21 protein-coding genes are annotated in these 26749 nt (G+C 71.1%); 12 read left to right on the forward strand and 9 right to left on the reverse strand.

Translation table 11 applies throughout. The annotated features are described in order from the left end of the window. Nucleotides 1–102: 102 nt before the first annotated feature. From pdhA to RAB71_RS18760, 6 genes are all read left to right on the forward strand, one after another. Complete coding sequence (pdhA, locus tag RAB71_RS18735) at nt 103–1191, forward strand: pyruvate dehydrogenase (acetyl-transferring) E1 component subunit alpha (protein ID WP_010340975.1); 1089 nt, start codon at nt 103–105, stop codon at nt 1189–1191. Further along, nucleotides 1184–2263, forward strand: coding sequence for an alpha-ketoacid dehydrogenase subunit beta (locus RAB71_RS18740; protein ID WP_019799772.1), 1080 nt, complete (start codon nt 1184–1186; stop codon nt 2261–2263). Before pdhA ends, RAB71_RS18740 begins: the two co-directional genes overlap by 8 nt. Nucleotide 2264: 1 nt before the next feature. Next, complete coding sequence (locus tag RAB71_RS18745) at nt 2265–2615, forward strand: SH3 domain-containing protein (RefSeq protein ID WP_010340973.1); 351 nt, start codon at nt 2265–2267, stop codon at nt 2613–2615. Next, nucleotides 2612–4051, forward strand: coding sequence for a dihydrolipoamide acetyltransferase family protein (locus tag RAB71_RS18750; RefSeq protein ID WP_104609570.1), 1440 nt, complete (start codon nt 2612–2614; stop codon nt 4049–4051). Before RAB71_RS18745 ends, RAB71_RS18750 begins: the two co-directional genes overlap by 4 nt. Before the next feature lie 938 nt (nt 4052–4989). Continuing rightward, nucleotides 4990–6561 carry a M4 family metallopeptidase gene (locus RAB71_RS18755; protein ID WP_010340970.1) on the forward strand — a complete coding sequence of 524 codons (1572 nt, stop codon included), beginning with the start codon at nt 4990–4992 and terminating at the stop codon, nt 6559–6561. A 223-nt stretch (nt 6562–6784) separates the two neighbouring features. Further along, the gene (locus tag RAB71_RS18760) at nt 6785–8068 is read left to right on the forward strand and encodes a DEAD/DEAH box helicase (RefSeq protein ID WP_010340969.1); all 1284 of its coding nucleotides are present in this window, start codon (nt 6785–6787) and stop codon (nt 8066–8068) included. A 44-nt stretch (nt 8069–8112) separates the two neighbouring features. Here the strand turns inward: RAB71_RS18760 and RAB71_RS18765 are convergent, their stop codons facing one another. After that, on the reverse strand, nt 8113–8442 hold the full coding sequence (locus tag RAB71_RS18765; RefSeq protein ID WP_010340968.1) for a DUF6172 family protein: 330 nt from the start codon (nt 8440–8442) through the stop codon (nt 8113–8115). Nucleotides 8443–8659: 217 nt separating this feature from the next. Between RAB71_RS18765 and RAB71_RS18770 the strand changes: the two genes are divergently transcribed. Then, nucleotides 8660–9421, forward strand: a complete 762-nt coding sequence (locus RAB71_RS18770) for an SDR family NAD(P)-dependent oxidoreductase (RefSeq protein WP_010340967.1) — start codon at nt 8660–8662, stop codon at nt 9419–9421. A 73-nt stretch (nt 9422–9494) separates the two neighbouring features. Here RAB71_RS18770 and RAB71_RS18775 read toward each other — a convergent pair whose 3' ends face one another. Further along, a complete protein-coding gene (locus RAB71_RS18775) occupies nt 9495–10127 on the reverse strand; it encodes an NAD-dependent dehydratase (RefSeq protein ID WP_010340966.1) in 633 nt (210 codons plus the stop codon). 377 nt (nt 10128–10504) lie between these two features. Here RAB71_RS18775 and RAB71_RS18780 point away from each other — a divergent pair, with 377 nt between their 5' ends. Continuing rightward, nucleotides 10505–11431: a carbohydrate kinase gene (locus RAB71_RS18780; RefSeq protein ID WP_010340965.1), complete on the forward strand. Its 927-nt coding sequence runs from the start codon at nt 10505–10507 to the stop codon at nt 11429–11431. A gap of 91 nt (nt 11432–11522) precedes the next feature. Next, nucleotides 11523–12023, forward strand: coding sequence for an MgtC/SapB family protein (locus RAB71_RS18785; RefSeq protein ID WP_010340964.1), 501 nt, complete (start codon nt 11523–11525; stop codon nt 12021–12023). Here RAB71_RS18785 and RAB71_RS18790 read toward each other — a convergent pair. Continuing rightward, on the reverse strand, nt 11984–12610 hold the full coding sequence (locus RAB71_RS18790) for a ParB-like protein (RefSeq protein WP_010340963.1): 627 nt from the start codon (nt 12608–12610) through the stop codon (nt 11984–11986). The two genes, RAB71_RS18785 and RAB71_RS18790, sit on opposite strands and share 40 nt — an antisense overlap. A gap of 431 nt (nt 12611–13041) precedes the next feature. Between RAB71_RS18790 and RAB71_RS18795 the strand changes: the two genes are divergently transcribed. After that, complete coding sequence (locus RAB71_RS18795) at nt 13042–14646, forward strand: GGDEF domain-containing protein (protein ID WP_010340961.1); 1605 nt, start codon at nt 13042–13044, stop codon at nt 14644–14646. A 99-nt stretch (nt 14647–14745) separates the two neighbouring features. Here the strand turns inward: RAB71_RS18795 and RAB71_RS18800 are convergent, their stop codons facing one another. Beyond that, nucleotides 14746–15642, reverse strand: coding sequence for a DUF808 domain-containing protein (locus tag RAB71_RS18800; protein ID WP_010340960.1), 897 nt, complete (start codon nt 15640–15642; stop codon nt 14746–14748). Nucleotides 15643–15782: 140 nt separating this feature from the next. Between RAB71_RS18800 and RAB71_RS18805 the strand changes: the two genes are divergently transcribed. Further along, the gene (locus tag RAB71_RS18805) at nt 15783–17408 is read left to right on the forward strand and encodes a dihydroxyacetone kinase subunit DhaK (protein ID WP_010340959.1); all 1626 of its coding nucleotides are present in this window, start codon (nt 15783–15785) and stop codon (nt 17406–17408) included. A gap of 380 nt (nt 17409–17788) precedes the next feature. Here the strand turns inward: RAB71_RS18805 and RAB71_RS18810 are convergent, their stop codons facing one another. Beyond that, nucleotides 17789–18946, reverse strand: coding sequence for a hypothetical protein (locus RAB71_RS18810; RefSeq protein ID WP_010340958.1), 1158 nt, complete (start codon nt 18944–18946; stop codon nt 17789–17791). An 84-nt stretch (nt 18947–19030) separates the two neighbouring features. Beyond that, complete coding sequence (locus tag RAB71_RS18815) at nt 19031–19171, reverse strand: hypothetical protein (RefSeq protein ID WP_167397491.1); 141 nt, start codon at nt 19169–19171, stop codon at nt 19031–19033. A 393-nt stretch (nt 19172–19564) separates the two neighbouring features. Between RAB71_RS18815 and RAB71_RS18820 the strand changes: the two genes are divergently transcribed. Further along, complete coding sequence (locus tag RAB71_RS18820; protein WP_010340957.1) at nt 19565–21256, forward strand: AarF/ABC1/UbiB kinase family protein; 1692 nt, start codon at nt 19565–19567, stop codon at nt 21254–21256. A 145-nt stretch (nt 21257–21401) separates the two neighbouring features. On the opposite strand, the gene RAB71_RS18825 is transcribed toward RAB71_RS18820, so the two are convergent. From RAB71_RS18825 to RAB71_RS18835, 3 genes are all read right to left on the reverse strand, one after another. Continuing rightward, the gene (locus RAB71_RS18825) at nt 21402–23780 is read right to left on the reverse strand and encodes a DUF3772 domain-containing protein (protein ID WP_010340956.1); all 2379 of its coding nucleotides are present in this window, start codon (nt 23778–23780) and stop codon (nt 21402–21404) included. Between the two features lie 306 nt (nt 23781–24086). Continuing rightward, nucleotides 24087–25109 (reverse strand): NAD(P)H-quinone oxidoreductase, encoded by a 1023-nt coding sequence (locus RAB71_RS18830; RefSeq protein ID WP_010340954.1) that lies wholly within the window; start codon nt 25107–25109, stop codon nt 24087–24089. Nucleotides 25110–25431: 322 nt separating this feature from the next. Then, nucleotides 25432–26742, reverse strand: coding sequence for a histidine-type phosphatase (locus tag RAB71_RS18835; protein WP_010340952.1), 1311 nt, complete (start codon nt 26740–26742; stop codon nt 25432–25434). Nucleotides 26743–26749 lie beyond the last annotated feature (7 nt).

The following is a 26749-nucleotide window of genomic DNA, read 5'->3' on the forward strand; positions in this document are numbered from 1 at the left end:
ACGGCATCGCCGCGTGCTGCGGTGCACGACGGCTTTTGTGCACGGCTTCCTTAACATGCCGACTCATATCATTTGAAACTTGTTGTCGAGAGCGCCATCGCCATGCCCATCGCCGCCCAGTTCGAAATTGAGTTCCTGCAGTACCTCGACGCGGGCGGCCAGCCGGTCCGCGACGCGCTTCCGGCCGACTCGGCCAACCCGCAGACGCTGCTGGCGCTGTTCAAGCAGATGCTCTACGTGCGCACCTTCGACAGCAAGGCGGTGGCCCTGCAGCGCACCGGCAAGCTGGGCACCTACGCCTCCTGCCTGGGCCACGAGGCCACCCACATCGGCATCGGCGCGTCGATGCGCCGCGGCGACGTGCTGGCGCCCAGCTACCGCGAGTACGGCGCCATGTTCACGCGCGGCGTGCGCCCGCGCGAAGTGCTGCTGTACTGGGGCGGCGACGAGCGTGGCAACGATTTTCAGCGCGATTCCGACGCCGCCCGCGACTTCCCGATCTGCGTGCCGATCTCCACCCAGTGCCTGCACGCCGCCGGCGCCGCGCTGGCGTTCAAGCTGCGCGGCGAGCAGCAGGTGGCGGTGGCCACCTGCGGCGACGGCGGCTCGTCCAAGACCGACTTCTACGCCGCGCTCAACTCCGCCGGCGCCTACCAGTTGCCGCTGATCCTGTGCGTGATCAACAACGGCTGGGCGATCTCGGTGCCGCGCAACGCCCAGACCGGCGCGCAGACCCTGGCGCAGAAGGGCCTGGCCGGCGGCCTGCACTGCCTGCAGGTGGACGGCAACGACTTGATCGCGGTGCTGGAAGCCATGCGCCAGGCGCGCGAGCGCGCGCTGGCCGGCCAGGGCGGCACGGTGATCGAGTTCATGACCTACCGCCTGTCCGACCACACCACCGCCGACGACGCGCGCCGCTACCGCGACGATGCCGAGGTCAAGCAGGCCTGGGAACGCGAGCCGCTGCTGCGCCTGCGCGCCTGGCTGAGCGCGCAGGGCCTGTGGAGCGAGGACGAGGAAACGGCGTGGAAGCAGGAATGCGCGCGCCTGGCCGACATCGAGCTCAACGCCTACCTGGAAACCCCGGTGCAGCCCGTGGAAGCCATGTTCGATTACCTGTACGCCGACCCGCCGCCGGACCTGCTCGTGCAGCGCGCCGAGGCCATCGCCCTGGAGCAGCGCCATGGATGAGTTGAGCCCCCGCCTCGCCGACCACGCGGCCGCCTCTGCGGCCGGCACCGCCCACAGCGCGGCGACGTCGCGCGGAGACACCCCGATGACCAGCACGCCCATTACCTTGATCGAAGCGGTGACCCAGGCGCTGGCCTGGGAACTGCAGCACGACCCGTCGGTGCTGGTGCTGGGCGAGGACGTGGGCGTCAACGGCGGCGTGTTCCGCGCCACCGCCGGCCTGCAGCAGCGCTTCGGCGCCCAGCGCGTGCTCGATACCCCGCTGGACGAAACCACCATCGCCGGGCTCAGCGTCGGCCTCGCCGCGCAGGGCATGAAGCCGGTAGCCGAAGCGCAGTTCGACGGCTTCGTCTACCCGATGGTCGATCACCTGATCTGCCACGCTGCGCGCCTGCGCACCCGCACCCGCGGTCGCCTGCACTGCCCGCTGGTGCTGCGCGTGCCGTGGGGCGGCGGCATCCGCGCACCGGAACACCACAGCGAAGCCAACGAAGCCATCTTCACCAACGTGCCGGGCCTGCGCGTGGTGCTGCCGTCCTCGCCGCAGCGCGCCTACGGCCTGCTGCTGGCGGCGATCCGCGAGCCGGATCCGGTGATCTACATGGAGCCCAAGCGCATCTACCGGCAGTACAAGGAAGTGGTCGCCGACGACGGCGAGGCGTTGCCGCTGGACGTGTGCTTCGTGCTGCGCGACGGCACCGACGTGACCCTGGTCGCCTGGGGCGCGCAGGTCAAGGAAGCGCTGGAAGCGGCCGACCGGCTCGCCGCCGACGGCATCAGTGCCGAAGTCATCGACGTGGCCACGCTGCGCCCGCTGGATTTCGACACCATCGCCGAATCGGTGGCGCGCACCGGCCGCTGCGTGATCGTGCAGGAAGCCCCGCGCAGCGCCGGTTTCGGCGCCGAGATCGCCGCGCGCCTGGCCGAGCAGTCGATGTACGACCTGGTCGCGCCGGTGCAGCGCGTGACCGGCTACGACACCCACATCCCGCTGTTCCGGCTGGAAATGAAGTACCTGCCGAGCACCGACAAGATCGTCGCGGCAGCCAAGCGGGCGATGGCCGCGGGTTGATATGCAGGCACGTCTGATCAGCGATTACCGCGCCGCCTATCCGCATCCGATCCGCATCGCCGCCGGCGAGCGGATCGCGCTGGGCGTGCGCGACGAAGAGTGGCCCGCGTTCGTCTGGATCACCAATGCCGCCGGCAGCGCCGGCTGGGCGCCGCTAGCGTGGCTGCAGCCGACCGGCGACGGCCATGCCGTGGCGCTGCGCGACTACGACGCGCGCGAACTCGATGCCGCGCAGGGCGACACCGTCGTCCTGCATCACGAATACGGCGACTGGTGGTGGGCCGAGCGCGCCGACGGCACGCAGGGCTGGCTGCCGGCACGCGACCTGGAACTGCTGGAAGAGACCACATGAGCCAAACCAAGAATTTCAATCTGCCCGACCTGGGCGAAGGCCTGCCCGACGCCACCATCGTCGAGTGGTTCGTCAAGGAAGGCGACACCATCCGGCTGGACGAGCCGCTGGTGTCGATGGAAACCGCCAAGGCGGTGGTCGAAGTGCCCTCGCCGGTGTCCGGCAAGGTGCTGAAGCTGGCCGGCGCGCCGGGCGACATCGTCGTCACCGGCAGCATGCTGGCGCAGTTCGCACCCGACCCGAACCTGCCGCAGCGCGCCGAAGGCCAGGACACCGGCCATCACCACGGCGGCGCGGCGCCGGCCGCGTCCGGCAAGGGCGCCGGAGCGGACACCGCCGCGGCCGACGACCGCGTGGTCGCCTCCGACGACGGCGGCGAACTGCACGACGCCGACAACGCGCAGGCCGCCGGCGAGCGCGACGATGCCGGCACCGTGGTCGGGGCGATGCAGAGCTCCAACACCGTGCACAGCGAACAAGCCGTGTCGGTCGGCGGCGTGCGCGCAATGCCGGCCGTGCGCGCCCTGGCCAAGAAGCTGGGCGTGGACCTGGGCCGGGTGCGCGCCAGCGGCGCCGACGGCGCGGTCACCCTGGCCGACGTCAAGCAGGCCGCCGCGGATGGCTCGGCGAAGGCCGGCGCCGTCGTAGGAGCGGCTTCAGCCGCGACCCCACGCCCTCCTGCCGTCGCGGCTGAAGCCGCTCCTACGGCAGCCCGCACATCCCAAGCCGCGCCCGCGCGCACCCCGCTTTCCGCCGCCGGCAAGCCGATGCGCACGCAGCCGCCGGGCGTGGCCGTGCAGGGCCAGCCCGAGCCGCTGAAGGGTGTGCGCCGCAACATGGCGCGGGTGATGGCCGAGGCGCAGCGCCAGGTGGTGCTGACCACGCTCAACGACGATGCGGATCTGCACGCATGGACGCCGGGCAACGACACCACCGGGCGCCTGGTGCGCGCGATCGTCGCCGCCTGCCAGGCGGTGCCGGCGCTCAACGCCTGGTTCGACGGCGAGGCGCTGACCCGCACCCTGCACGCGCACGTGGACATCGGCATCGCCGTGGACACCGACGACGGCCTGTTCGTGCCCGCCCTGCGCAACGCCGACATGCTCGATGCGCGCGGCGTGCGCGAAGGCATCAACCGCCTGCGCCAGCAGGTGGAGGCGCGCAGCATCCCGGCCTCGGAGCTGAGCGGCTACACCATCTCGCTGTCCAACTTCGGCATGTTCGCCGGCCGCTACGCCACCCCGATCGTGGTGCCGCCGTGCGTGGCCATCGTCGCCGCCGGCCGCGCCCGCCATCAACTGGTGCCGGTGATGGGCGGCGTGGAGACGCACAAGATCCTGCCGCTGTCGCTGAGCTTCGACCACCGCGCCTGCACCGGCGGCGAAGCCGCGCGCTTCCTGCGAGCGATGATCGACGACCTGGCGCTGCCGGCCTGAGCGCCGGCCGCCTTGCAGATCAGCCAACCTGCCTGACACCAGACGGTGCATCTGCTGCGCCTGACGCAGCAGATGCACCGCCCTGGCGGCATGCACCCCCAATTGTGGGAGGGACTTCAGTCCCGACGCGACGAACGAAAGGCGTCGTGATTGAAGCCGTTCTGCAGCGGATGCCTCAGAGGCGAGTTAGAGGCGCGCGTGTGTTCTGCGGTCTTCTACACACTGCGGGATGCTCTCCCGAGCAATTCCTGCACAGCGCGTCGGGGCTGAAGCCCCTCCCACAGTGCAGTGACCAAGCGCTACCGGCAGCCCCGGATTGGTGCTCCCGATCGCTTCGCGCGTTCGATGCATATCAACCGAACTACCTGACAGCCGGTGGCGCAGTTCCTGCGCCAGGCACAGCAAATGCGCGCCATTGTGGGAGGGACTTCAGTCCCGACGCGACGAACTAAAGGCATCGGGATTGAGCCCGTTCTGCAGCGGAGGCCTCAGAGACAACATAGAGGAGCGCGTGTTTTCTACGGCCTTCTACACACAGAGGGATGCTCTCCAGAGCAATTCCTGCACAGCGCGTCGGGGCTGAAGCCCCTCCCACAAGTGCATTGATCAAGCGCTACCGGCGGCCTGGGATGGCGCTACCGATCGCTTCACGTGCAGTCGGTGCACATTCGCCGCCTGCAGGCACCGTGATGGCGAATCGCCTTGGCTTGATTTCGCAGCACACATCGGGGTACGGCGACACCACATCGGCTCGATGCAAAAATCCTGAACGCAACCTGTCTACCACGCGACGCAGCGACGCCGTTATGGTCGCTGCACAGGGGAGGCACTGCGCCGATCGGCCGCACTGCCAAGAAACGTCATGCCACGCACCGCGCCACGGCCGCTTCGCTGCCGCGTCGGCGCGTCCTTCCTTCTTGCGCTCGAGGATTCCGCACATGACCCAGTCGCTTCGTCATCGCCCGTTGGCACTGCTGCCGTCCCTGCTGCTTGCGCTCGCCGCCACGTCCGCCCACGCGGCGGAGCGCGTCGACCTGCACGCCAAGAACCCGGATACGCTCGGTACCCAGTACCGTAGCGCCGCCGCCCGCGTCGGCGGCATTCCGGCCGCACCCGCGGTGCGCCACGCCGAACTGATCGGGCTGGATGCCGAGTCCGCGCTCACCCTGCTCGGCAGCAGCGAAGATGCCGACGGCACCGTGCACCGCCGCTATCAGCAGACCTTCCGTGGCATTCCGGTGTGGGGCGAGCAGGTGATCGTCAGCGAACGTGCCGACGGCAGCGTGCGCAGTCTGTTCGGCCGTTCGGTGGCCGGGCTGGCCAGCGAACTGCCGGCCACCGCCGCCAATGCGGCCAGTGCGTCGCTGAGCGCCGATGCCGCGCTGCGTGTGGCCCAGCGCGTCGCGCTTGGCACCGCGCAGGCCGAGCGTCGCATCGAACGCGCGCAGGCGCCGCAGATGATCTATCTCGACGACAGCGACCGTGCGCACCTGGCCTACGTGGTGTCGTTCTTCGCCGATGCGCCGAACGGCGGCGCGCCGAGCCGGCCGTTCGTGATCGTGGATGCGCGCAGCGGCGCCATCCTCAAGCAGTGGGACGCGCTGACCACGCGCGACGCCACCGGCCCCGGCGGCAACGCCAAGACCGGCCAGTACGAGTACGGCAGCGACAGCATCCACGGCTTCCTGGAGGTGGACGACAACTGCCGCATGCAGAACACCAACGTCAAGTCGGTGAACCTCAACGGCGGCAGCTCCGGCACCACCGCGTACCAGTTCACCTGCCCGCGCAATACCTACAAGACCATCAACGGCGCCTACTCGCCGATCAACGACGCGCACTACTTCGGCGGCGTGATCGAGAAGATGTACCGCAGCTACGTCGGCGTGGCGCCGCTGACCTTCCAGCTGGTGATGCGCGTGCATTACGGCACGCGCTACGAGAACGCCTTCTGGAACGGCTCGACGATGAACTTCGGCGACGGCAACACGCGCTTCTATCCGCTGGTCAGCGCCGACGTCGCCGGCCACGAAGTCTCGCACGGCTTCACCGAGCAGCATTCCAACCTCACCTACTCCGGCCAGTCCGGCGGCATCAACGAGGCGTTCTCGGATATGGCCGGCGAGGCCACCGAGTACTACCTCAAGGGCACGAACGACTTCAAGGTCGGCACCGAGATCTTCAAGGCCAACGGTGCGCTGCGCTACATGGCCACCCCGACCCAGGACGGCAGCTCGATCGACAACGCCGCCAACTACCGCAGCGGCCTGGACGTGCATTACTCCTCGGGCGTCTACAACAAGGCGTTCTACACCCTGGCCACCACCTCCGGCTGGAACACGCGCAGCGCCTTCGAAGTGTTCGCCCGCGCCAACCAGCTGTACTGGACGCCCAGCACCAGCTTCAACAGCGGCGCCTGCGGCGTGCAGACCGCGGCCAGCGACCTGAGCCGTTCGGTGACCGCGGTGCGCAATGCCTTCGCCGCCGTTGGCGTGAGCTGCCCGCAGTAAGGCCTGCACGGACGCGCACGACCATCCGCGTGGATGGCCGTGCGTTGCGGTTTGGGATTGGGGATTGGCAACAGCGGCTTGCGCCGATCGCCTTGTAGGAGCGGCTCTTGTCCCTTTTTCGGGATCAGCCGCGACGGGCGATCGCCAAAGCGTCACGACGGAAGCCGCTCCTGCGCCGGGTCGGCGATACTGTGCGGTCTCTCCCGCGCCCTGCCCGCCCCCGATGCCGTTCGCTTCCCTCGGTCTGTCGCCCGCGCTGTATCCCGCCTTCGCCGCCGCGCTCGCGCGCGCCGGCTGGCAGACGCCCACGCCGATCCAGCAGCAGGCGGTGCCGCTGATCATCGCCGGCCACGACCTGCTGGCCATGGCGCAGACCGGTTCCGGCAAGACCGCGGCGTTCGCGTTGCCGTTGCTGCAGGCGTGCGCGCAAGCGGCCAGGCCGGCGCGCTCCACGCGCGTGCTGGTGCTGGTGCCGACTCGCGAACTGGCGGTGCAGGTCGCCGACACCTTCGTCGCGCTGGGCCTGGAACTGCCGCGGCGGCCGCGGGTGGTGGTGGCGGTCGGCGGCGTCTCGATCAATCCGCAGATGCTGGCGCTGCGCGGCGGTGCCGACGTGGTGGTGGCCACGCCCGGACGCCTGCTGGATCTGCTGGAGCAGCGCGCGCTGCAGTTGGACGCGGTGGCGCACCTGGTACTGGACGAGGCCGACCGCCTGCTCGACCTGGGCTTCGGCGCCGAACTGGAGCGGCTGCTGCGCCTACTGCCGCCGACGCGGCAGACCCTGCTGTTCTCGGCCACCATCCCGGCGCCGATCGCGGCGCTGGCCGCGCACCTGCTGCGCGCGCCGCGGCGGATCGGCGACGCCGCCGACGCCGCACCGATTCCGGCGACGCTGCGTCAGCGCGGGATCGAGGTCGACAGCGACCGGCGTCTGGCCTTGCTCCAGCATCTGTTGGACCACGAGGCCTGGCCGCGGGCGCTGGTGTTCGTGGCCAGCCGGCGCAGCACCGAGCAGGTCGCCACGGCACTGAGCAAGGCCGGCATCGCCGCGCAACCACTGCACGGCGACCTCGCCCAGGGCCGGCGCCAGCGCACCCTGGACGCGTTCCGTCAGCAACAACTGCGCGTGCTGGTGACCACCGACCTGGCCGCGCGCGGCATCGACATCGCCGCGCTGCCGGTGGTGGTGAACTACGACCTGCCGCGTTCCACCGCGGACTACACCCATCGCATCGGCCGCAGCGCACGCGCGGGCGCCGAGGGTCAGGCGCTGAGCTTCGTCGATGCCGCCAGCGCGGCGCACCTACGCCTGATCGAGAAACGCCAGGGCGTGCGCGTGCCGCGCGAACGCATCCCCGGTTTCGAGCCGACGCCTGCACCGGCACCGGCCGCTGCGGCGACGGAGGCGACCGCCTCCACCGGTGGCGTCAAAGGCAAGCGGCCGAGCAAGAAGGACAGGCTGCGCGCGGCGCGTGCGCAGGGCGGCGAACCACCCGCGAGCGGCTGAGCCGCGCGGCACGGGCCCCGACGCGCGGGTGCGCCGGATCGCGCTCAGTCCTCGAAGAAATCGTGCTCGCTTTCGCCCTGCCCGCCCTTGGCCCGCGGCGGCCGCGTGCATGCCCGGCTGCGGATCTCCACGTAGAACTGCTCGCCGCCGGCGGCGACCAGCGCGTCGACCGCACGCAGCAGCTCGGCCGGCGGCAGCACGGCGGCGGTGGCTTCCTCGGTGCCGAACAGGGTGTCGAAATCCCAGTAGTCGGCGCCGGCCGGCAGGGTCTTGCGGCGCTCGCGGCGGATGTACTTGCGGATGTCGTGCTTGGCGGCGTCGAGCAGGCGATCGGGATGCTTGCCTTCGATGCGGAGCCGGTAGGTCTTCTTCATTGCGGGAAATCCTGGAAAGAAATAAGAGCAGCCAACAAAACGACTGCGCAGCCGCCAAGCGGGTGCGGAACTGCGCGCGACGTGTTGTGAGCCACGCTCAGGCGGCCGTCGCGGGACGGCACTGCGTGGGATGGGCCGCCATGGTGCCAGAAGCGGCCGCGCGCTGCGGATTGCGCGGATAATCGACGCACGCCCCACCGCCACGCAGGAGCCACCGATGACCGATCCGTCCGCCTTCGCGGGATACCGCGTGCTCGTCGCAGGCGCCAGTCGCGGCATCGGCCTGGCCATCGCCGACGCCTTCGCCGGCCATGGCGCGGCCGTGGCGATCTGCGCGCGCAGTCCCGCGCCGCTGGCCGAGGCCGCCGCGCAGTTGCAGCGCCACGGCCATCCGGTGGCGCAGCTGTGCTGCGACCTGGCCGATGCCGCGCAGATCGAGGCCTGGGTGGCACAGGCCGCCGACGCGCTGGGTGGCATCGACGTGATGATCAACAACGCCTCCGGCTACGGCCATGGCGACGACGATGCGAGCTGGCAGGCCGGCTTCGACATCGACCTGATGGCCGCGGTGCGCTGCAACCGCGCCGCGTTGCCGCACCTGCGCGGCAGCGGCCGCGGCTGCATCCTCAACATCAGCTCGATCAACGGCCTGCGGCCGACGCCGCGGGTGCCGGCGTACTCGGCGGCGAAGGCGGCACTGAACTACTACACGACCACCCTGGCGACCCAGCTGGCGCGCGAGCGGATCCGGGTCAATGCGATCGCGCCCGGCTCCATCGAATTCCCCGGCGGGCTGTGGGAGCAGCGCCGCCAGCAGCAGCCCGAGTTGTACCGGCAGATTCGCGCCAGCATTCCGTTCGGCGCCTTCGGCGCGATCGACGACGTCGCCAACGCGGCGCTGTTCCTGGCCTCGCCGCAGGCGCGCTGGATCACCGGCCAGGTGCTGGCGGTGGATGGCGGACAGTCGCTGGGCGCCTGAGGCGACGCGCGCGCCCTGCTGCGCGCTCGCGCTTCATTGCCCATCCCGAATCCCCACTCCCCAATCCCCGCTCTTAAACCAACTGCGCCGCCTCGATCACCTGCACGCCCGGACGCGGCCGCAGCGCGGCATCGACCAGCGCCGCGGCGATATGTTCGGCCGGGTTGATCCGGTAGCGCCGCGGCAGCAGCGGCCCGAGCGCACGCAGCACCACGCTGGCGGCATGCTCGCCGCGGCGGCGTTGCGCACGCTCGCCGCCGATCAGGCCGGGCCGCACCAGGATCAGCGAGGGAAAGCCGAGCGCGCGCAGGTCGTGTTCCAGGTCGCCCTTGACCCGGTTGTAGAACGCCCAGGACCGCGGATTCGCGCCCAGCGCAGAGTTGAGCGCGAAGGCCTCGGTGCCGTGCTGGCGCAGCAGGCGCGCGATCGCCAGCGGATAGTCGTGATCGACCCGGCGGAATGCCGCGCGCGAACCAGCCTGGCGCATCGTGGTGCCGAGCGCGCAGATCGCCGCCTCGACCTGCCACCAGGGCGCCTGTGCCGGCAGCGCGTCGAAGTCGAGCACGGGGTTGTGCAGCTTGGGATGGGTCATGGCCAGCGCGCGCCGGGTCGGCGCGATCACCGCGCTGCAGGCCGGCTCGGCCAGCAACTGGGTCAGCGCGTGGCCGCCGACCAGGCCGGTGGCGCCGGCGAGCAGGATTTTCATGGGAACGGCCTTGGGGTTGGCTGGGGATGGGGCGACTATCGCAGGGGTGGTGGCAAGGCGCTGTCTGGGATGTTTGCGGTGGGCGTGGGCCATGAGGCGCTGCGCGCTCGTACCCTCACCCCAACCCCTCTCCCGGCGGGAGAGGGGCTTCAGCTTTTCCCTTCTCCCACCGGGAGAAGGTGCCCCGAAGGGGCGGATGAGGGTACGGGCGCCAGCCAGGCATCTCCCTGCAGAAGGGACGGCAGCCCAGCCAGGCGTCCATCCCACACGGCAGCCCAGCAACACGCCACCCACGGTCGCCGCGCCGCAGCAGGTACGCCACAATAGCCGCCCCATCGCGCCGGCCGGCGCGCTGCAACCTGACGAGGAGCGGTTCGATGTTCGTGGTGTGCGGAGAGGCCTTGTACGACATCTTCATCGACGGCTACGCCGGCACCTCGGTCGCGATGACCGCGCGCCAGGGCGGTTCGCCGTTCAACGTGGCGATCGGCCTGGCCCGCCTGGGCGCGCCGTCGGCGCTGTTCACCGGCCTGTCCACCGACCCGCTCGGCCGCCAACTGCGCGCCACCCTCGAAGGCGAAGGCGTGGCCCTGGACTACTGCATCGACAAGCGCGAGGCGACCACCCTGGTGATGGTCGCGCTGGACGCGAGCGGCGTGCCCAACTACGCCTTCTACGGCACCGGCTGCGCCGACCGCGCGCTGACCGAGGCCGACCTGCCGGCGCTGGACGCGCGCGTCGGCGGCCTGCATTTCGGCTCGTACACCCTGGTCGCCGAGACCACCGCCAGCACCTTCCAGGCGCTGGCCGAACGCGAGCGCGGACAGCGGCTGATCTCGTTGGACCCGAACGTGCGGCCGACGGTTGAGCCGGACATGGCGGTGTGGCGCGCGCGGCTGGCGCGCTGGATCGCGCTGGCGCACGTGGTCAAGGTCAGCCAGGAGGACATCGAGCTGCTGTATCCGCAGCAGGATCCGTTCGCCGTCGCCCGCAGCTGGCTGCAGCAGGGCCCGTCGCTGGTGGTGATGACCCTGGGCGGCGACGGCGCGGTGGCCTGGCGCGGCGACAGCGAGGCGCGCGTGCCCGGCCGCGTGGTGCAGGTGGCCGACACCGTTGGCGCCGGCGACAGCTTCCAGGCGGCGTTGCTGCAGCAGTTGCCCGATCCGGCCGCGCTGGCGGCGCTGGGCAGCGAGCCGGCCGCGCTGGAACGCCTGCTGCAGTTCTGCGTGGCCGCCGCGGCGATCAACTGCACCCGCGCCGGCGCCAACCCGCCGCGCCTGGACGAGGTCCGCGCCGCGCTCTGACGTCGGCCGACTGCGTGCACGCAGCGCGCGCGGCCGAGTTGCCTAAGATGAGCCGGCCGTCCACCGCGCCGCATCCACCAGGAGACCTGCCTTGATCGAGCTGTCCGACATCGCCGTGCGCCTGGGCGTCGCTGCGCTTGCCGGCGCGGCGATCGGGTTGAACCGCGACCTGCACGGCAAACCGATCGGCATCCGCACGCTGGGCCTGGTCGGCCTGGCCACTGCGATGGTGGTGCTGTTGGCCGACCCGCTCGGCAAGGGCGGCTTCACCGATGCCGGCAGCCGCGTCATCCAGGGCATCCTGACCGGCATCGGCTTCCTCGGTGCCGGCGTCATCTATCACGTCGAGAAGCACGTGCGGGTCCACGGCCTGACCAGCGCTGCCTGCGTCTGGCTCACCGCCTGCGTCGGCATCATGTGCGGCGCCGGCCAGTGGCAGATCGTGGCGGTGTCGCTGGTCATCGCCTTCGTCATCCTGCTGTTCGGCGGGCGCGTCGAACGCGCCTTGCACGCGCTCCTGGGCGGCAGGCCGGCGCATGACACCCCGCCGGATCAGTCGTCGGACAAGGGCCCGCACCAGCCGGGCAAGTAGCTCGCGTCCCTGCTCTTGGCCAGCGCGAGCGCGGTTTCCACGGCGCGGGCGAAATCCTCCTTGATGTCGCGGCGCCGCAGCCGGCGGCGGAACAGGTCGGCCCACAGGAATTCGCTGAACGGCGTGGTGTCCTTGGCGTAGCCGCCCGCGCGCCGCACCTCCCCGGCCAGGCTGCGGTAGGGATCGTCCTTCAGGTCGGCGATCGACGTCGGCATGTTCTTGAACGGGCGGCGCTCGCCCTTGGCGTCGTAGGGATAGGCCCAGCGGCGATGATCCAGCACGCTCCACAGCGCGCCCTTGTCGACCACGCTGAGGTCGGCGATCACCGTGACCAGGATGTCCTTCACCCCTTCGTCGTGCAGCGCCCGCGCCAGGTGGTGGTGATCAACCACGTAGTACTTGCCGTCCGGCCCCAGCACCACCGGGATCATGTGCGTGCCGAGCAACTCGGCCTGCTTGTGCTTGGACGCATGCGCACGCCAGCGCCTGCGCTTCTCCTTGACCTCGCGCATGCCCACGGTCATCTGCGTGGGCCGCAAGGACAGGATCGGGACCGGGTGCAGCAGGGGTTCGCGGAAATCGGCCATGCGCAGTCTCCGTAGAGGTAGTGGGCGCGCCGCGGCAGGCGCGGCCGCCAGAGTGCCAGCGCCGCGCGCGTCCTGCACAGTGCCGCGGCAGACGCTCCCCTCTCCCTCCGGGAGAGGGGCCGGGGGTGAGGGTGCGACGGCTAGGGAACATTTTCCCCAGACACTTCCCTAGCGAACCGTACCCTCATCCGCCCCTTCGGGGCACCTTCTCCCGAAGGGAGAAGGGGGGCTGTCACGCCGATGGACTCCGCCGCCGGCCACGCCACTCCCCTCTCCCTCCGGGAGAGGGGCCGGGGGTGAGGGTACGACCGCCATGGAATCCTCTTCACAGACCCACCGCCCGCCCGCTCAAGCGGGCGCCGCCGGCGCCGATATCCAGATCCTGAGCGCCACCATGGGCGGCGCATTGACCTGGGGAGGAGCCGGCTGGCATGTCGGACCAACGCGACGAGCCGCCGATCAGCGGACTGCGCAAGCTGCTGTCGCCGCGTCGGCGCGATCCGGCCGCGACCGCGACGCTGCCGGCGCGCGCGCAGGGGCACGGCCACGGGCACAAGCACGGCCACGCGGCGCCGCCTGCAGAGGCGGCGACCGACCCGGCTGCCGCCACGGCCGCGCTGATCCGCCTGTTCCAGCAGGCGCACGAGCCGCTGGGCCTACTCGGCGCCTTCGCCGACGGCATGGCCGCGCTGCACGGCGAGCTGGGCGACATGGGCCGGCGCCTGCAATCGGCGGCGAGCAGCGGCGACTGGCCCAGCTATGGCCGCGCACTGCGCCAGCTGATCGACAAGTACATCCGCACCATCGACGTCGACGACCCGCTAGCCGGGCCCAGCGACACCGAGCGCCTGCGCGACCTGCTGCGGCAGACCGTGGCCGGCGCGCTGGCGGCGCTGCTGCACACCCTGCCCGAACTGGCCGGCGAGGCCGAGGCCAGCGGCGAGGCGCTGCGTCAGTGGCGGCCCGGGCAACCGCTGGAGCCGGTGGCGCAGCAGGTGCGCGAGCTGTGCCACCAGATCGCGTTGCGCGCCAACGACAGCCAGGAGCAGCAGGCGCTGTTGCTGAGCCTGTTCGACCTGCTGCTGGAGAACGTGGGCGAACTGCTCGAGGACACCAGCTGGCTGCAGGGCCAGATCGCGGTGGTGCGCGACCTGATCGCCGGGCCGCTGGACCGCTACTCGATCGAGGAGGCGCGTGGCAGCCTGCGCGAGGTGATCTACAAGCAGGGCCTGCTCAAGCAGGGCATCGCCGAATCCAAGGAGGCAATGAAGGACCTGATGCTGACCTTCGTCGCGGACCTGGACGGCATGGCCGCCAGCACCGGCGAATTCCACGACCGCATCGCCGACTACTCGCAGACCATCCGCGACGCGCGCAGCATCGCCGACCTCAACCGTCTGCTGCAGGAAGTGCTGCAGGACACCAGCCACGTGCAGGAGCAGGCGCTGCGCGCGCGCGACCACCTGATCGCCGCACGCCAGGAGGTGGAGGCGGCGGAGCAGCGCATTCTGCGCCTGGAGCAGGAACTGCAGGACGTCAGCGGCCTGGTGCGGGTCGACCAGCTCACCGGCGCACTCAACCGCCGCGGCCTGGAGGACCTGTTCGCGCGCGAACTGGTGCGCACCGAACGCAGCGCGCAGCCGTTGTGCGTGGCGATGCTGGACCTGGACGATTTCCGCAAGCTCAACGAGACCTTCGGCCACCCCGGCGGCGACAGCGCCCTGCGCCACGTGGTGGAAGTGGCGCGCACCACCTTGCGCGCCAGCGATGCCGTCGCCCGCTTCGGCGGCGAGGAGTTCGTGCTGCTGATGCCGGACTGCACGATCTTCGAGGCCAGTGCGGCGGTGACCCGCGTGCAGCGCGCGCTGGCCCAGCGCGCGGTGGTGCACGAAGACCAGCGGGTGTTCGTCAGCTTCAGCGCCGGCGTGGCGCTGCGCCAGCCCGGCGAAGCGCAGGACGCGCTGATCCGCCGCGCCGACCGCGCGCTCTACGAGGCCAAGAAGGCCGGCAAGAATCGGGTGGTGTCGGCCGACTAGCTGGCGCCGGCGTGCCGGCGCGGGATTGGGGAGTCGGGATTGGGGATTCGCAAAAGCAGAGCGTGCGCGGTGCTGTTGCGATTCCCGAATCTCCAATCCCTATTGCCGCATCTTCTTGACGCCCAACACCACCGCCAGCACCACCGCGCCGGCGATCACGCCCACCACCGCATTGCCCAGCGCCAGCACCAGGCTGCCCAGGCCGCCGCTCGGGGCGATGCCCTGCAAGGCGTGGTGCAGCGGGCCGATGCTGTGCACCAGGATGCCGCCGCCGACCAGGAACATCGCCGCGGTGCCGGCGACCGACAGCGTGCGCATCAGCCACGGCGCCAGCCACAGGATGCCGCGGCCGATCGCCGCGGCGGCGGCGCCCTTGCGGCTCAGGTACAGGCCCAGGTCGTCGAGCTTGACGATGCCGGCGACCAGCCCGTAGACGCCGGCGGTCATCGCCAGCGCGATCGCCACCAGCACCGTCAGCTGCTGCACGAATGGCACGCCGGCGACCACGCCCAGCGACAGCACGATGATCTCCGCCGAGAGAATGAAGTCGGTGCGGATCGCGCCCTTGACCTTGTCCTTCTCCAGCGCCACCACGTCCACCTGCTGGTCGGCCAGCGCCTGCACCTGCTGCGCGTGACGTGCCGCGTCCTCTTCCTTCGAATGCAGGAAACGGTGCGCCAGCTTCTCCACGCCCTCGAAGCACAGGAAGGCGCCGCCGATCATCATCAGCGGGGTGATCGCCCACGGCAGCCAGGCGCTGATCGCCAGCGCCGCCGGCACCAGAATCGCCTTGTTCAGCAGCGAGCCCTTGGTCACCGCCCACACCACCGGCAGTTCGCGGTCTGCGTTGACCCCGGTCACCTGCTGCGCGTTCAGCGCCAGGTCGTCGCCGAGCACGCCGGCGGTCTTCTTGGCCGCGACCTTGGTCAGCAGCGACACGTCGTCGAGCAGGGTGGCGATGTCGTCGAGCAGGGTGAACAGGCTGGCGCCGGCCATGCGGGGATTCCATTCGGGATGAGCGGCGATTCTCGCCGATTCCGCCGGCCACGTGCGTGAGCGGTGCCGCCTCAGCCGCGCATAACGCCGGCTCGGCTACCGTGCGCGGCAGGCCCGCATTGCCCGCGAAGGAGACCCGAATGGACCAGTTCCTCACCGCCCCCCGCGCCATCGTCGACGACGTGCTCGCGGCCGCGGCCATGCTGCAACCGCTGCGGCTGTCCGAGACCGACAGCGGCACCCGCATCGTGCTGCAGGCCGCGCGCGATCCGCGCCAGGTCGCGGTGCTGTCCGGCGGCGGCGCCGGGCACGAGCCGGCGCATGCCGGCTTCGTCGGCCCGGGCATGCTCAGCGGCGCCATCGCCGGCGACCTGTTCGCCTCGCCCGGGGTGGAGGCGGTGCTGGCAGCGATCCGCGCCTGCGCCGATGCGCCCGGCGTACTGCTGGTGATCAAGAACTACACCGGCGACCGGCTCAACTTCGGCCTGGCCGCCGAGCGCGCCCGCGCCGAGGGCATCGCCGTGGCCAGCGTACTGGTCGCCGACGACATCGCCCTGCCCGACGCCGCGCAGCCGCGCGGCATCGCCGGCACGGTGCTGGTGCACAAGTACGTGGGCCACCTGGCACGCGAGGGCGTGCCGCTGGCCGAACTGGCGCAGCGCGGCCAGGCCTTTGCCGACCGCCTGCTGTCGCTGGGCATGGCCTTGTCCAGTTGCAGCGTGCCGGGCCAGCAGATCGGCCGCCGCGCGCCGGAACTGGGCCTGGGCATCCACAACGAGCCGGGCGCGCGGCCGGTGCAGCCCGGCACGGTGGAAGAGGCGTTGGCGCTGGTCCTGGACCCGCTGCTGGCGCAGGCCGATGCGCGCCTGGGCGCCGACGCGCCGCTGGTGCTGATGCTCAACGATCTCGGCGGCTGCTCGACGCAGGAACTGGGCGTGCTGACGCGGCTGGCGTTGCAGCGCATCGGCGTCGAGCGGGTCGCGCTGATGCCGGTGCCGGCAGCGCTGATGACCTCGATGGACATGCACGGCTTCTCGATCACCCTCGCCCCGGCCGACGCCGACGTGCTCGCCGCGCTGCAGGCGCCGGTGCAGACCCTGGGCTGGCCCGGCGTGCGCGTGCCGCATGCGGTGCAACCCTTCGCCCCGGCACTGAAGCGCGACGACGACCATCGCCAGGGCCCACGCGATGCGCAATGCGCGGCCGCACTGGCGCGGGTGGCGCAGGCACTGATCGCCGCGCAGGCGGAACTGGACGCCCTGGACGCGCGCAGCGGCGATGGCGATGCCGGCAGCACCTTCGCCGCCGGCGCACGCGCCCTGCAGCAGGCCCTGGACACCGATGCGCTGGCCACCGGCGACGCCGCCGCACTGGCGCGCGGTCTGGCGGCGACGATCGAACACAGCATGGGCGGCTCCAGCGGCGTGCTGCTGTCGATCCTGTTCACCACCGCCGCCGGCGCGCTGGCGGACGGACAGGATTGGGTGCAAGCGCTGCAGGCCGGCGTGGCGCGGATGCAGCACTACGGCGGCGCGCAACGCGGCGACCGCACCCTGCTCGATGCGCTGCTGCCGGCGCTGGACGCCCTGGCGCAGGGCGCGGGCGTGGACGCCGCCGCGCACGCCGCGCGCGCGGGTGCCGATGCCACCGCGCAGCTCATCCGCGCCGGCGCCGGCCGCGCCGCCGCGGTGCCGGCGGATGCCTTGCGTGGCGTGATCGACCCGGGCGCCGAAGCGGTGGCGCGGGCATTCGCGGCGTGGCGGTGAAGCAGCCGGTCGGGTCGGCCGATGCGGTGCGAGGCAGGTATGGGTCAATCGGGACGGCAGGCGTGTTCTGGAACGCCTGTCGCGGCTGAAGCCGCTCCTACGACAAGCCAGCACGCGGCATGCATGGCGTCGCCGCCGCACACGTAGGCAACTCCGCATGCAATGCCACCAGAGATCGGCAGCCGTGCCCTCCCACGTTGTAGGAGCGGCTTCAGCCGCGACAGGATTCACCGATAACGCCCATCGCGGCTGAAGCCGCTCCTACAGAGGGCGCCATCGGGGTTGCAATGGGCTGCCCGAGCGCACTGTGGGAGGGACTTCAGTCCCGACGCGCGCAAGTCGGAATCGCCATCTCCTTTGCAGCAGCGCCCGGTCGCCCGCTACTCCGCCGACGCGGCCTCCAGCACCTGCGCCACCGCCTGCAGCGAGCCATGCACCGAGCCGGGCTGCAGCGCCAGCGGCTGGGTCTTGCCGCGCGCCACCACCTCCATGCGCTGCGGCACGCCCTGCGCATTGCCGACGATGCGGTAGGTGGTGTCGCCACGCGCGAAGCTGAGCAGATGGCGGTCGGCGTCGTAGTCCATCGCCTCGCCCTGCGCAGTCGGATACAGCAGATCCACCCGCTGCTGCGCGCCAAGCGCCGCGTAGTACGGCGTGCCGCTGGCGCCGTCGCCGACATTGGCGAACACCACGATGCGCTTGCCGGCCGGCGCCAGACGGAACTCGAGCAGGATCTTGCGCTGGCCTACCGCGGTCTCGCCTTCCTCGTCCCACAGGTAGTGCATGTCGGGCACGCGCTTGCCGCCACGATCGCGATACACCGTCTCCTGCGCCAGTCCCGGCCCGTCGCCACGCGCGTCCTCGACCACTTCGCGCTCCAGCAGCGGCTCACCATCGCGGATCGAGTACGTCGCGAACTGGTGCCAGCAGCAGCCGTCCTTGGTCATGGTGTGGAGCTCGCGCGCCTGCGCATCCACCTCGAACAGGCCGCAGTTGCTCTGCGCCAGCTCGGTGAAGTCCGCATCGGCCTCGAAGCCGTCGGCGGTACCCAGGTACACCTGATAGGACGGGCCGTGATAGCAGCTGTTCTGGCCGTCCATCACCGCCAGGTCCTTGATCCCGTCGAAATTGAAATCGTCGTAGATCAGCACGCTCTGCTCGCCGTACGGCAGTTCGTGCACATTGGCCTTGACCTTGCCGCTCTTCGCATCGGTGTCCAGCACCAGTTCGGGCGAGGCCACCTCGAGCAGCGGCGTGGCGTTGCCGCGGGCGAATACGCGCACGATGCCGGGACGGAACACCTCGCCGCTGTCCTCGATCTCCAAGGTGGCGCGGTAGCGGTCGGAGAAGTCCTGCAGGTCGTAACGACGGTGCGTGCTGGCGGCGAAGGCCTTGGCGTCGAAGTCGTCGCCGGCATACCGCTGGGTCTGCGTCGCGGCGGTCACGGTCGACGACAGCAGCACGAGCAGGAGGGCCAGGCATGCACGCGCCGACAGCACACGGGCATGGCCAACGGCATGCGAGACGATGGAGGACATGGTGGCGTTCCTGGCGGCGGGCAGCGGAGGCCAAGGGTAAGGCCGGCCGTGGCGGCCGGCCAGGGGCCAGCGGACGGCGGCGCGTCAGAACAGCGCGCGTGCCAGCGCCCGCAGCGCCGTGCGCGCTTCGGTGGCGATGCCGCCGCCATCCTCGCCCAGCCAGGCCACCACGAGCAGCACCACGACCATCACGGCCGCCAACAGCGCGAGCCGACGTCCGCTCATCGGCCGAGCGCCCGGCCGACCAGGTGCGATTGCGCAACGCACGGCGCAGCGCGTCGCGGCGCGGGTGCCACCCGCGCTCGGTCGCCGCACCGGGAGCGGCCGCTGCGTCCCACCCTCTTTACCACCATCGCCACTCGTCCTGCCGCACTGCACGCTGCTCTCTGACCCGCGTTGCGCGGCAGCATACGCGGCGGGTACGTCGCCCGACCATCGGCATCGCCCGGCTGTTCGACCGCTGTCCCGGCGAGCCTGTTGCCGTCAGCGCGCCGCCACGGCAACGCGGCCTGGCGCCCGCGATCCCCGACACCCGGCCCGACACCGCGCGGGATTCACTGCGCGACGACCCGGCCGTGGCCACACTCGTCGCAGCCTTTCGCCTGCCCGGAGCCCACCTTGAGCGCGACGCCCGACGCTGCGGCCACACCGCACGTGATCGGCGGCCTCAGCCGCCGTACCCAGATCCTGCGCCTGCTGCTGCGCTACCGCAGCTCCGGGGTGTTTTCCGGCATGGACATGGAGACCGCCCAGGGCGAGCACGAGCTGCCGCCGGAAGGCACGCCGGAACAGTTCGTCACCGATCTGGAGGCGCTCGGCCCGACCTTCGTCAAGCTCGGGCAGATGCTGTCCACGCGCCCGGACGTGGTGCCGCCGGAGTTCGCCACCGCCCTGGAGCGGATGCAGGAGAACACCACGCCGATTCCGAGCGAACGCATCCGCGAGATCGTCGAGGCCGAGCTCGGCGTCGGCATCAACAAGGCGTTCTCCGCCTTCGACGACACCCCGCTGGGCAGCGCCTCGCTGGCGCAGGTGCACCGCGCCGCGCTGCGCGACGGCACCCCGGTGGCGATCAAGGTGCAGAAGCCCGAGGTCGCCGCACAGGTGCGCGCGGACCTGGAGGTGCTGCGCAGCTTCGCCAGCGCCGCCGACAAGCTGACCGGGCTGGGCCGGCGTATCCGCTTCGCCGACTGGCTGGCCGAGTTCGGCAAGGCGCTGCTGGCCGAACTGAACTACGAGGCCGAGGCCGAGAACCTGGCGCGCTTCGGCGAGCACCTGCGGCCGTTCCCGCAACTGTGGGTGCCGCAGCCGGTGTGGGATCTGTGCAGCCGCCGCGTGCTGACCATGCAGTTGGCCGAAGGCGTGCGCGTGGACAAGATCTCCGGGCTGCGCCGCACCGAGCAGCCGATGGACGACCTGGCCGCGGCGCTGGTGCGCGGCTACCTGGACCAGATGTTCGTGCACGGCGAGATCCACGCCGACCCGCATCCGGGCAACCTGCGCGTGCTCGCCGACGGGCGCCTGGCGATCTTCGACCTGGGCATGGTCGCGCACGTGCCGCCGAAGCTGCGCGAGCGCCTGCTCAAGCTGCTGTTCGCCGCGGTCGACGGCCGCGGCGAGGAAGTGGCCGAGGAAACCATTGCGCTGAGCACGCGCCTGGAGGACTTCGACGAGGAGCGCTATCAGCGCGAGACCGGGCAGATGATCGCCCGCTACGCCGCGCACGACGCCATGTCCGAAGGCCGGGTGGTACTGGACCTGGTACGCATCGCCACCGCCTACGGGCTGCGCACGCCGCCGGAGCTGAGCCTGCTCGGCAAGACCCTGCTCAACCTGGAAGCGGTGTGCCGGGCGCTGTCGCCGCACCTGGACACCCGCGTGGTGGTCGAGGACCAACTGCAGCACGTGATGCGCGCGCGGCTGAAGAAGTCGCTGTCGGCGGCCAACCTGGCCAGCGAGGCGATGGAACTGCAGGCGCTGCTGCGCGAGGGCCCGCGCCGCATCTCCGACATCCTCACCCTGGCCGCGGAGAACCGCCTGCAGGTGCGCGTGGCCGGGCTGGAGGAATCGCGGCTGATGGAGAGCCTGCAGAAGATCGCCAACCGCGTCGCCGCCGGCATCGTCACCGCCGCGCTGATCCTGGCCTCCACGCAGATGATGCGCATCGACACCGGCAGCAAGCTGTTCGGCTACCCGGCGATCGCGATGGTGCTGTTCCTGCTGGGCGTGGTGCTGGGGCTGGGCATCGTGGTCAGCGCGGTGCTGTTCGACCGGCGCGCACACGCGCGCGAGGAGCGAGGACGGCGCTGAAAAGCCGGGAGTGGGGAATCGGGAATGGGGAATCGTAGGAGCGGCTTCAGCCGCGACCTGCAGCACTGGTAGCTGGCGGCCAAAGTCGCTTCGCGCTCCACCAATCCCGAATCCCCACTCCCGAATCCCCACTCCCGAATCCCGGCTACGCCTGAGGATCGCGTAAAAGCTTCACTTCCTGCGGCGACTCCAGCGCGATGCCCTCCTCGGCCAGGCGCTGCAGCAGGGCGAAGAACAGTTCGCTGCGGGTGCCGTAGGTCAGCCGCGGCGAGGCCACGTAGGCGAAGCTGTTAAGGGTGACGTGGCCGTTGGCGATGGAGTCGATGAACACCGACGGCGCCGGGTCGTCCAGCACGCCCTGATGCGCCGCGTACAGTTCCAGCAGGATGGCGCGCAGCTTGACCACGTCGGTGCCCAGCGACACCGCGAACTGGATCTGCACCCGCCCCAGCGGCCCGGCCAGGGTCATGTTGCGCAGGGTCTTGGTGATCAGTTCCGAGTTGGGCACGATCAGGGTGGAGCGGTCGCCGACCTGGATCTCGGTGGCGCGCACGCTGATCCGGCGCACGTCGCCTTCCTGGTCGCCGATCTTGATCCAGTCGCCGATCTTGACCGGACGCTCGGCGAGCAGGATCAGGCCGGACACGAAGTTCTGGGTGATCGACTGCAGGCCGAAGCCGATACCGACCGACAGCGCGCTGACCACCAGCGCGATCCGCTCCAGGCCGATGCCCAGCGCGGCCAGCGCCCACAACGCCGCCAGGATGATGCCGACGTAGCGCGCCACCGTGCTGATCGAGTTGCGCGAGCCGTCGTCCAGTTCGGTCTTGGGCAGATAGGTCTGGGTCAGCCAGCGATGCAGGTATTGCATGACGCCCAGGCCGAGCAGCAGCACCAGCACGGAGCGCGCGATCGCGCCCGGGTACAGCACCACCTTGTCGCTGACGCGGATGCCGTCGGACAGCAGTGAGAACCAGTCCGAGATGATCGAGACATTGGTGCCGAACGGCATCAGCAGCGCGCCGATGCCGATCAGGAGCAGCACCACCCGCAGCAGCGCCGAGGTCAGCACCCCGGCCTGCTCCAGGCTGCTCGAGCGCACCCCCAGCGCGCCGTTGGCGGCGCGGCCGATGCGGCCTTCGCTGGCGAACAGCCACAGCGCGAAGTCGTCGGCGAAGGTCATCAGCAGCCGCACCGCGCCGACGATCATGGTGATCCAGATGATCTGCCGGGTGATGAACAGGCCCAGGTGCAAGTAGCCCAGCAGCGCCGCCAGCAGCGCCACCACCACCGCGACCTTGACAAGCACGCCGATCAGCGCGAGCACCCCGCCGTGCTGGCCGGGCGGCGGCGGCTGGTCGTTGGCCAGCGCCTGCGCCGCCGCCTCGGCGTACTGGCGCCGGCGCAGCCGCGTCAGGCTGGTCAACGTCGCCAGGATCAGCACGCCGTAGACCAGCGCGATCACCCCGTCGGCGGCGACGGTGGCCGAGTCGCTGGTGCGCGCGGCCTGGTTGATCACCAGCAGCATGCTGCTGAGCCAGGCCAGCGCCGCGGTGGCCCAGGTGTACTTGCGCAGGCGCCGCGCGGTGGCGTCGTCGATCGGGAACAGCCGCCAGCTCGGCTGGTTCGGCAGCAGCACGCTGGCGCCGAGCGAGCCCATGAAGGCGGCGGCGAAGCTGACCCACACGAACCCATTGAGCACCGCATCCAGGCGCTCGGGCACCGCATCGATGCTGCGCAGGGCCTCGGCCAGCGCCAGCGCGGCCAGACCCGGGGTCAAGGTCCCCAGCAGCAAGAACCAGATCGCCAGGCCGGAGCGGCGCAGGCGGCTGCCCGGCGCGCGCGACACCGCGTAACGCTTGCCCAGCCAGCGCAGCAGGTAGCGCAGCGGGAACAGCAGGATCACCGCGATGGCGATGCCGATGCCGAGCGCGCCGTTGCCATGTTCGGCGAGCGCGCTCTGCAGCGACTGCTGGCCGAGCGCATACAGCGCCAGCAACTTGGCCTGGTCGTCGGGAAAGTCGTCGGCGATCTGCTTCCACAGCGTCGGCGACAACGGCGACGGCGAGCGCAGCGACAGCTCCTGGCTGAAATGCTCGGCGCGCGCACGTTCGATGTCGTCGGCCAGCTGCCTTGCCTCCACCACCATCAGCTTGCCGCGCTTGACGCCCGAGTCCAGGGCGTCGCGCTGCTTGGTCAGCGCCTTGCGCTGCGCGGCGATGTCGGGCGAATCGCCGGTGGCGGCCGGACCGAGCTGCTGCAGGCGCGCATTGACCTGCGCCAACTGCTGCGAGAGCGCATCGGCGGCGGTCTGCGCATCGTTGGAGGCGTCGGAGACCTGCGTGACCAGGTCCTGGAAGGCGGCCTGGTTGCCGGCATCCACTTCCTTGCCGCGCGCATCCTTCAGCGACTTGGCGGCGTTGTCCAGCAGGGTCTGCGGGTCCGGCGGCGCGTCGGCGGTATCCTGCGGCTGGGCGGAGGCCACCGCCGCGCACAGCCACAACAGCAGCAGGACGCAACGCAACAGGGAAGACGGGGACGCGGAACGGGGCAGCAGGCGCACGCAGGGACCGGCACGGGCAAGCGCGGACCACCGCGCGTGCGGCGCACTATACGGCGCGGCGCTTGAACCGGGCCAGCGTGTTGGCGCGGATGTGTTGCGAGGGGGTGCGGAACACCTGCACGCGCGGTGGCCACAAGGGTGGCCTTCCATCAAAACCGGGATCGCATGTAGGAGCGGCTTCAGCCGCGATGGGCCTTCCCGGTGAAGCCCGTCGCGGCTGAAGCCGCTCCTACGACAGCCACGGGCAGCCGCGACCGACGCCTGGGTTCACCGCGCGTCCGTCACCAGTACGATCTTGCCGATATGCGCGCTGGATTCCATCAGCGCATGCGCCTGCGCCGCCTCGTGCAGCGGGAAGCACCGGTCCACCTGCGGCTTGATACGACCCTCTGCCAGCAACGGCCACACCCGCTCCTCCAGTTCCCGCGCGATCGCCGCCTTTTCCATCACCGAGCGCGGACGCAGGGTCGAGCCAGTGTGGGTCAGGCGCTTGGCCAGCAGCGGCATCAGGTCCAGTTCGCGCACCTTGCCCTGCTGGATGCCGATCTGCACGATGCGCCCGTCCAGCGCCGCGGCCTGGTAGTTGCGCGCCAGGTAGTCGCCGCCGATCAGGTCCACGATCACGTCCGCGCCGCGGCCCTCGGTGAGGCGCATGGTCTCGGCGACGAAGTCCTCCTCGCGATACAGGATCGCCGCCTCCGCGCCCAGCGCCAGGCTGGCCGCGCGCTTGTCGGCCGAGCCCACGGTGCTGATCACCCGCGCACCGAAGGCCCGACCGAGCAGCGTGGCGACGCTGCCGATGCCGGAGGTGCCGCCGTGCACCAGCAAGGTCTCGCCGGACTGCAGGCGGCCGCGCTGGAACACGTTGGTCCACACGGTGAAGAAGGTTTCCGGCACCGCCGCGGCCTCGGTCAGGCTCAGCGCCGCCGGCACCGGCAGGGCGTTGCGCTCGTGCACCACCGCGTACTCGGCGTAGCCGCCGCCGGCGACCAGCGCGCAGACCTGGTCGCTCAGCCGGTAGCGCTCCACGCCGTCGCCGAGGCCGACCACCTCTCCGGCAAACTCCAGCCCCGGCAGCGGCGAGGCGCCCGGCGGCGGCGGATAGCTGCCCTGGCGCTGCATCACGTCGGGACGATTGACGCCGGCCGCGGCCACCCGCACCAGCAGTTCGCCGCGCCCGGGGTGCGGCAACGGCACGCGCACCGGGACCAGCACCTCGGGCGCTCCGGGCTGGCGGATTTCGATCGCGGTCATGGTGTCGGGGAGCGCGGCGGCGTGGATCGGGGACATGGCGGGGTCCTGGCAAAGAGCGCGGCGCACGCAGGCGCAGGCGCGTGGGGGAACCGCGATGATCGACCCTTCGCGCTGAGTGGTCCGTGACGGCGGGCGGTGTTCGCGATGAAGTGCGCGAAAGGCGTGTCTGCATCAGTCACGCTGCCTGAAGTCGGGACTGAAGTCCCTCCCACAGTGCACCCGGCGGGCTCGCCGCACGCCCCTGTGGGAGCGACTTCAGTCGCGACGCGCGCGAAGATGGCCGCCAGTCACCTGCACCGCCAAAGGCCCAGGCCTGACGCCGCGCTCACGCGAGCGTGCAAGCACAAGGCGGGCGCGTCTACTCGCCCACCGGCGCCGCCTGCGCCGGCCACTCGGTCATCGGCGGCACGGCAGCCTCGACCCGCTGCGGATCCAGCCGTGCCTGCAACGCCGGCAGCGCGATCGCCAGCGGGCAGCGCAGGCGGCCACCGCAGCCGGGCAACGGCCAGCGCCGTTCGCGCAGGCCGCGGCCGTCGAAGCGGTTGCCGCGCAGCGCCGGCAGGGTCGGCACCACGCTGCGCAGTTGCAGGAAGTCGTGGCCGTCGTACCGCACCAGTTCCAGCAGCAGCGCACCACCCGGCGGATACGCGTCCGGCTGGCCGGGCACCAACGGGTCGATGCCGAACAGGCCGGCCAGATGCGCCAGGTTGGTGTCGTGGCCCAGCAGCACCAGCGCGCGCGTGTCCGCCGGCGCCAGCGGCGCCACCGCCGGGGTCTGCCCGGCCGCGGCCTGCAGCGTCGCCAGCAAGTGCGCGAGCAGGTTGGAGCCGCCGGCACGCGCCGCCGGCAGCGCGCGCTTGCTGTAGGCGAAGGAGGCGTTGTGCAGGCCAATCAGCCGCTGCAGCGCCGCGGCATCGGCGCGACCCCAGGCCACCTGCGGCAACGGCAGGCCCTGCGCATACTCCAGCATCAGGTTCTCGGCCAGGCTGCCGGCGGTCTTCAAGACCTTGGCCGCCTGCGCCGGATCCTGCAGCCGCTGCGGATCGTCCAGGCGCAGCGAGGCCTGCGCAGCGCAGGTCGACCCCGCGCAGCCGGACAGCACCTGCTGCAGCGCGCGCAGCCGCGCGCGCGTGGCCGCGTCCAGGTGTAGCGGCGGTGCGGGCGCATCGTCGTCCTTGTCCTCGTCCTTGCCGAAATGGAACAGCGGGTTGTTCTGCGTCGTCGGCAATGCGAGGTAATGCGCCTGGCACCCCGGCAGCAGTCCCTCGGTGAAGGCCGCCGCGCTGTCGTGGTTGCGCGGCGTGCTGTCGCCGATCACCACCGCACCGGACGCGGCGCAGTCCGGCGCCAGCACCGCGGTGGCCAGCCAGCGCTGTCGGTAGCGCGCGCCCAGCGCCTGCATGCCGGCGGCACCGTGCGCCGTGAGCTGACCGGGCGCCACCGGCCATTGCGGCCAGGGTTGCGCGGCGTACTTGGCCAGGTCGTCTGGCGATTGCGTCGGTGCGCGCACGCCATGGCGCATCACCACGATCGTCAGGCGCACCTGCGCGGCATCCGGTGCGGTGGGCGCCTTGGGCGATGCCGCCGCCGGCCAGGCGGCGCTGGCGACGCACAGCACCGCAGCCAGGCGCCATCCGTTGCGCAGTCGTGCGAATCGGGAAGCGAACATGGCCGGC

Origin of the sequence: Xanthomonas sacchari (assembly GCF_040529065.1) — a bacterium.
GTDB lineage: Bacteria > Pseudomonadota > Gammaproteobacteria > Xanthomonadales > Xanthomonadaceae > Xanthomonas_A > Xanthomonas_A sacchari.

Coding starts and splice junctions, on each gene's coding strand:
- pdhA (WP_010340975.1), top strand. CDS start 103: ATGCCCATCGCCGCCCAGTTCGAAATTGAGTTCCTGCAGTACCTCGAC.
- RAB71_RS18740 (WP_019799772.1), top strand. CDS start 1,184: ATGGATGAGTTGAGCCCCCGCCTCGCCGACCACGCGGCCGCCTCTGCG.
- RAB71_RS18745 (WP_010340973.1), top strand. CDS start 2,265: ATGCAGGCACGTCTGATCAGCGATTACCGCGCCGCCTATCCGCATCCG.
- RAB71_RS18750 (WP_104609570.1), top strand. CDS start 2,612: ATGAGCCAAACCAAGAATTTCAATCTGCCCGACCTGGGCGAAGGCCTG.
- RAB71_RS18755 (WP_010340970.1), top strand. CDS start 4,990: ATGACCCAGTCGCTTCGTCATCGCCCGTTGGCACTGCTGCCGTCCCTG.
- RAB71_RS18760 (WP_010340969.1), top strand. CDS start 6,785: ATGCCGTTCGCTTCCCTCGGTCTGTCGCCCGCGCTGTATCCCGCCTTC.
- RAB71_RS18765 (WP_010340968.1), bottom strand. CDS start 8,442: ATGAAGAAGACCTACCGGCTCCGCATCGAAGGCAAGCATCCCGATCGC.
- RAB71_RS18770 (WP_010340967.1), top strand. CDS start 8,660: ATGACCGATCCGTCCGCCTTCGCGGGATACCGCGTGCTCGTCGCAGGC.
- RAB71_RS18775 (WP_010340966.1), bottom strand. CDS start 10,127: ATGAAAATCCTGCTCGCCGGCGCCACCGGCCTGGTCGGCGGCCACGCG.
- RAB71_RS18780 (WP_010340965.1), top strand. CDS start 10,505: ATGTTCGTGGTGTGCGGAGAGGCCTTGTACGACATCTTCATCGACGGC.
- RAB71_RS18790 (WP_010340963.1), bottom strand. CDS start 12,610: ATGGCCGATTTCCGCGAACCCCTGCTGCACCCGGTCCCGATCCTGTCC.
- RAB71_RS18795 (WP_010340961.1), top strand. CDS start 13,042: ATGTCGGACCAACGCGACGAGCCGCCGATCAGCGGACTGCGCAAGCTG.
- RAB71_RS18800 (WP_010340960.1), bottom strand. CDS start 15,642: ATGGCCGGCGCCAGCCTGTTCACCCTGCTCGACGACATCGCCACCCTG.
- RAB71_RS18805 (WP_010340959.1), top strand. CDS start 15,783: ATGGACCAGTTCCTCACCGCCCCCCGCGCCATCGTCGACGACGTGCTC.
- RAB71_RS18810 (WP_010340958.1), bottom strand. CDS start 18,946: ATGTCCTCCATCGTCTCGCATGCCGTTGGCCATGCCCGTGTGCTGTCG.
- RAB71_RS18815 (WP_167397491.1), bottom strand. CDS start 19,171: ATGAGCGGACGTCGGCTCGCGCTGTTGGCGGCCGTGATGGTCGTGGTG.
- RAB71_RS18830 (WP_010340954.1), bottom strand. CDS start 25,109: ATGTCCCCGATCCACGCCGCCGCGCTCCCCGACACCATGACCGCGATC.
- RAB71_RS18835 (WP_010340952.1), bottom strand. CDS start 26,742: ATGTTCGCTTCCCGATTCGCACGACTGCGCAACGGATGGCGCCTGGCT.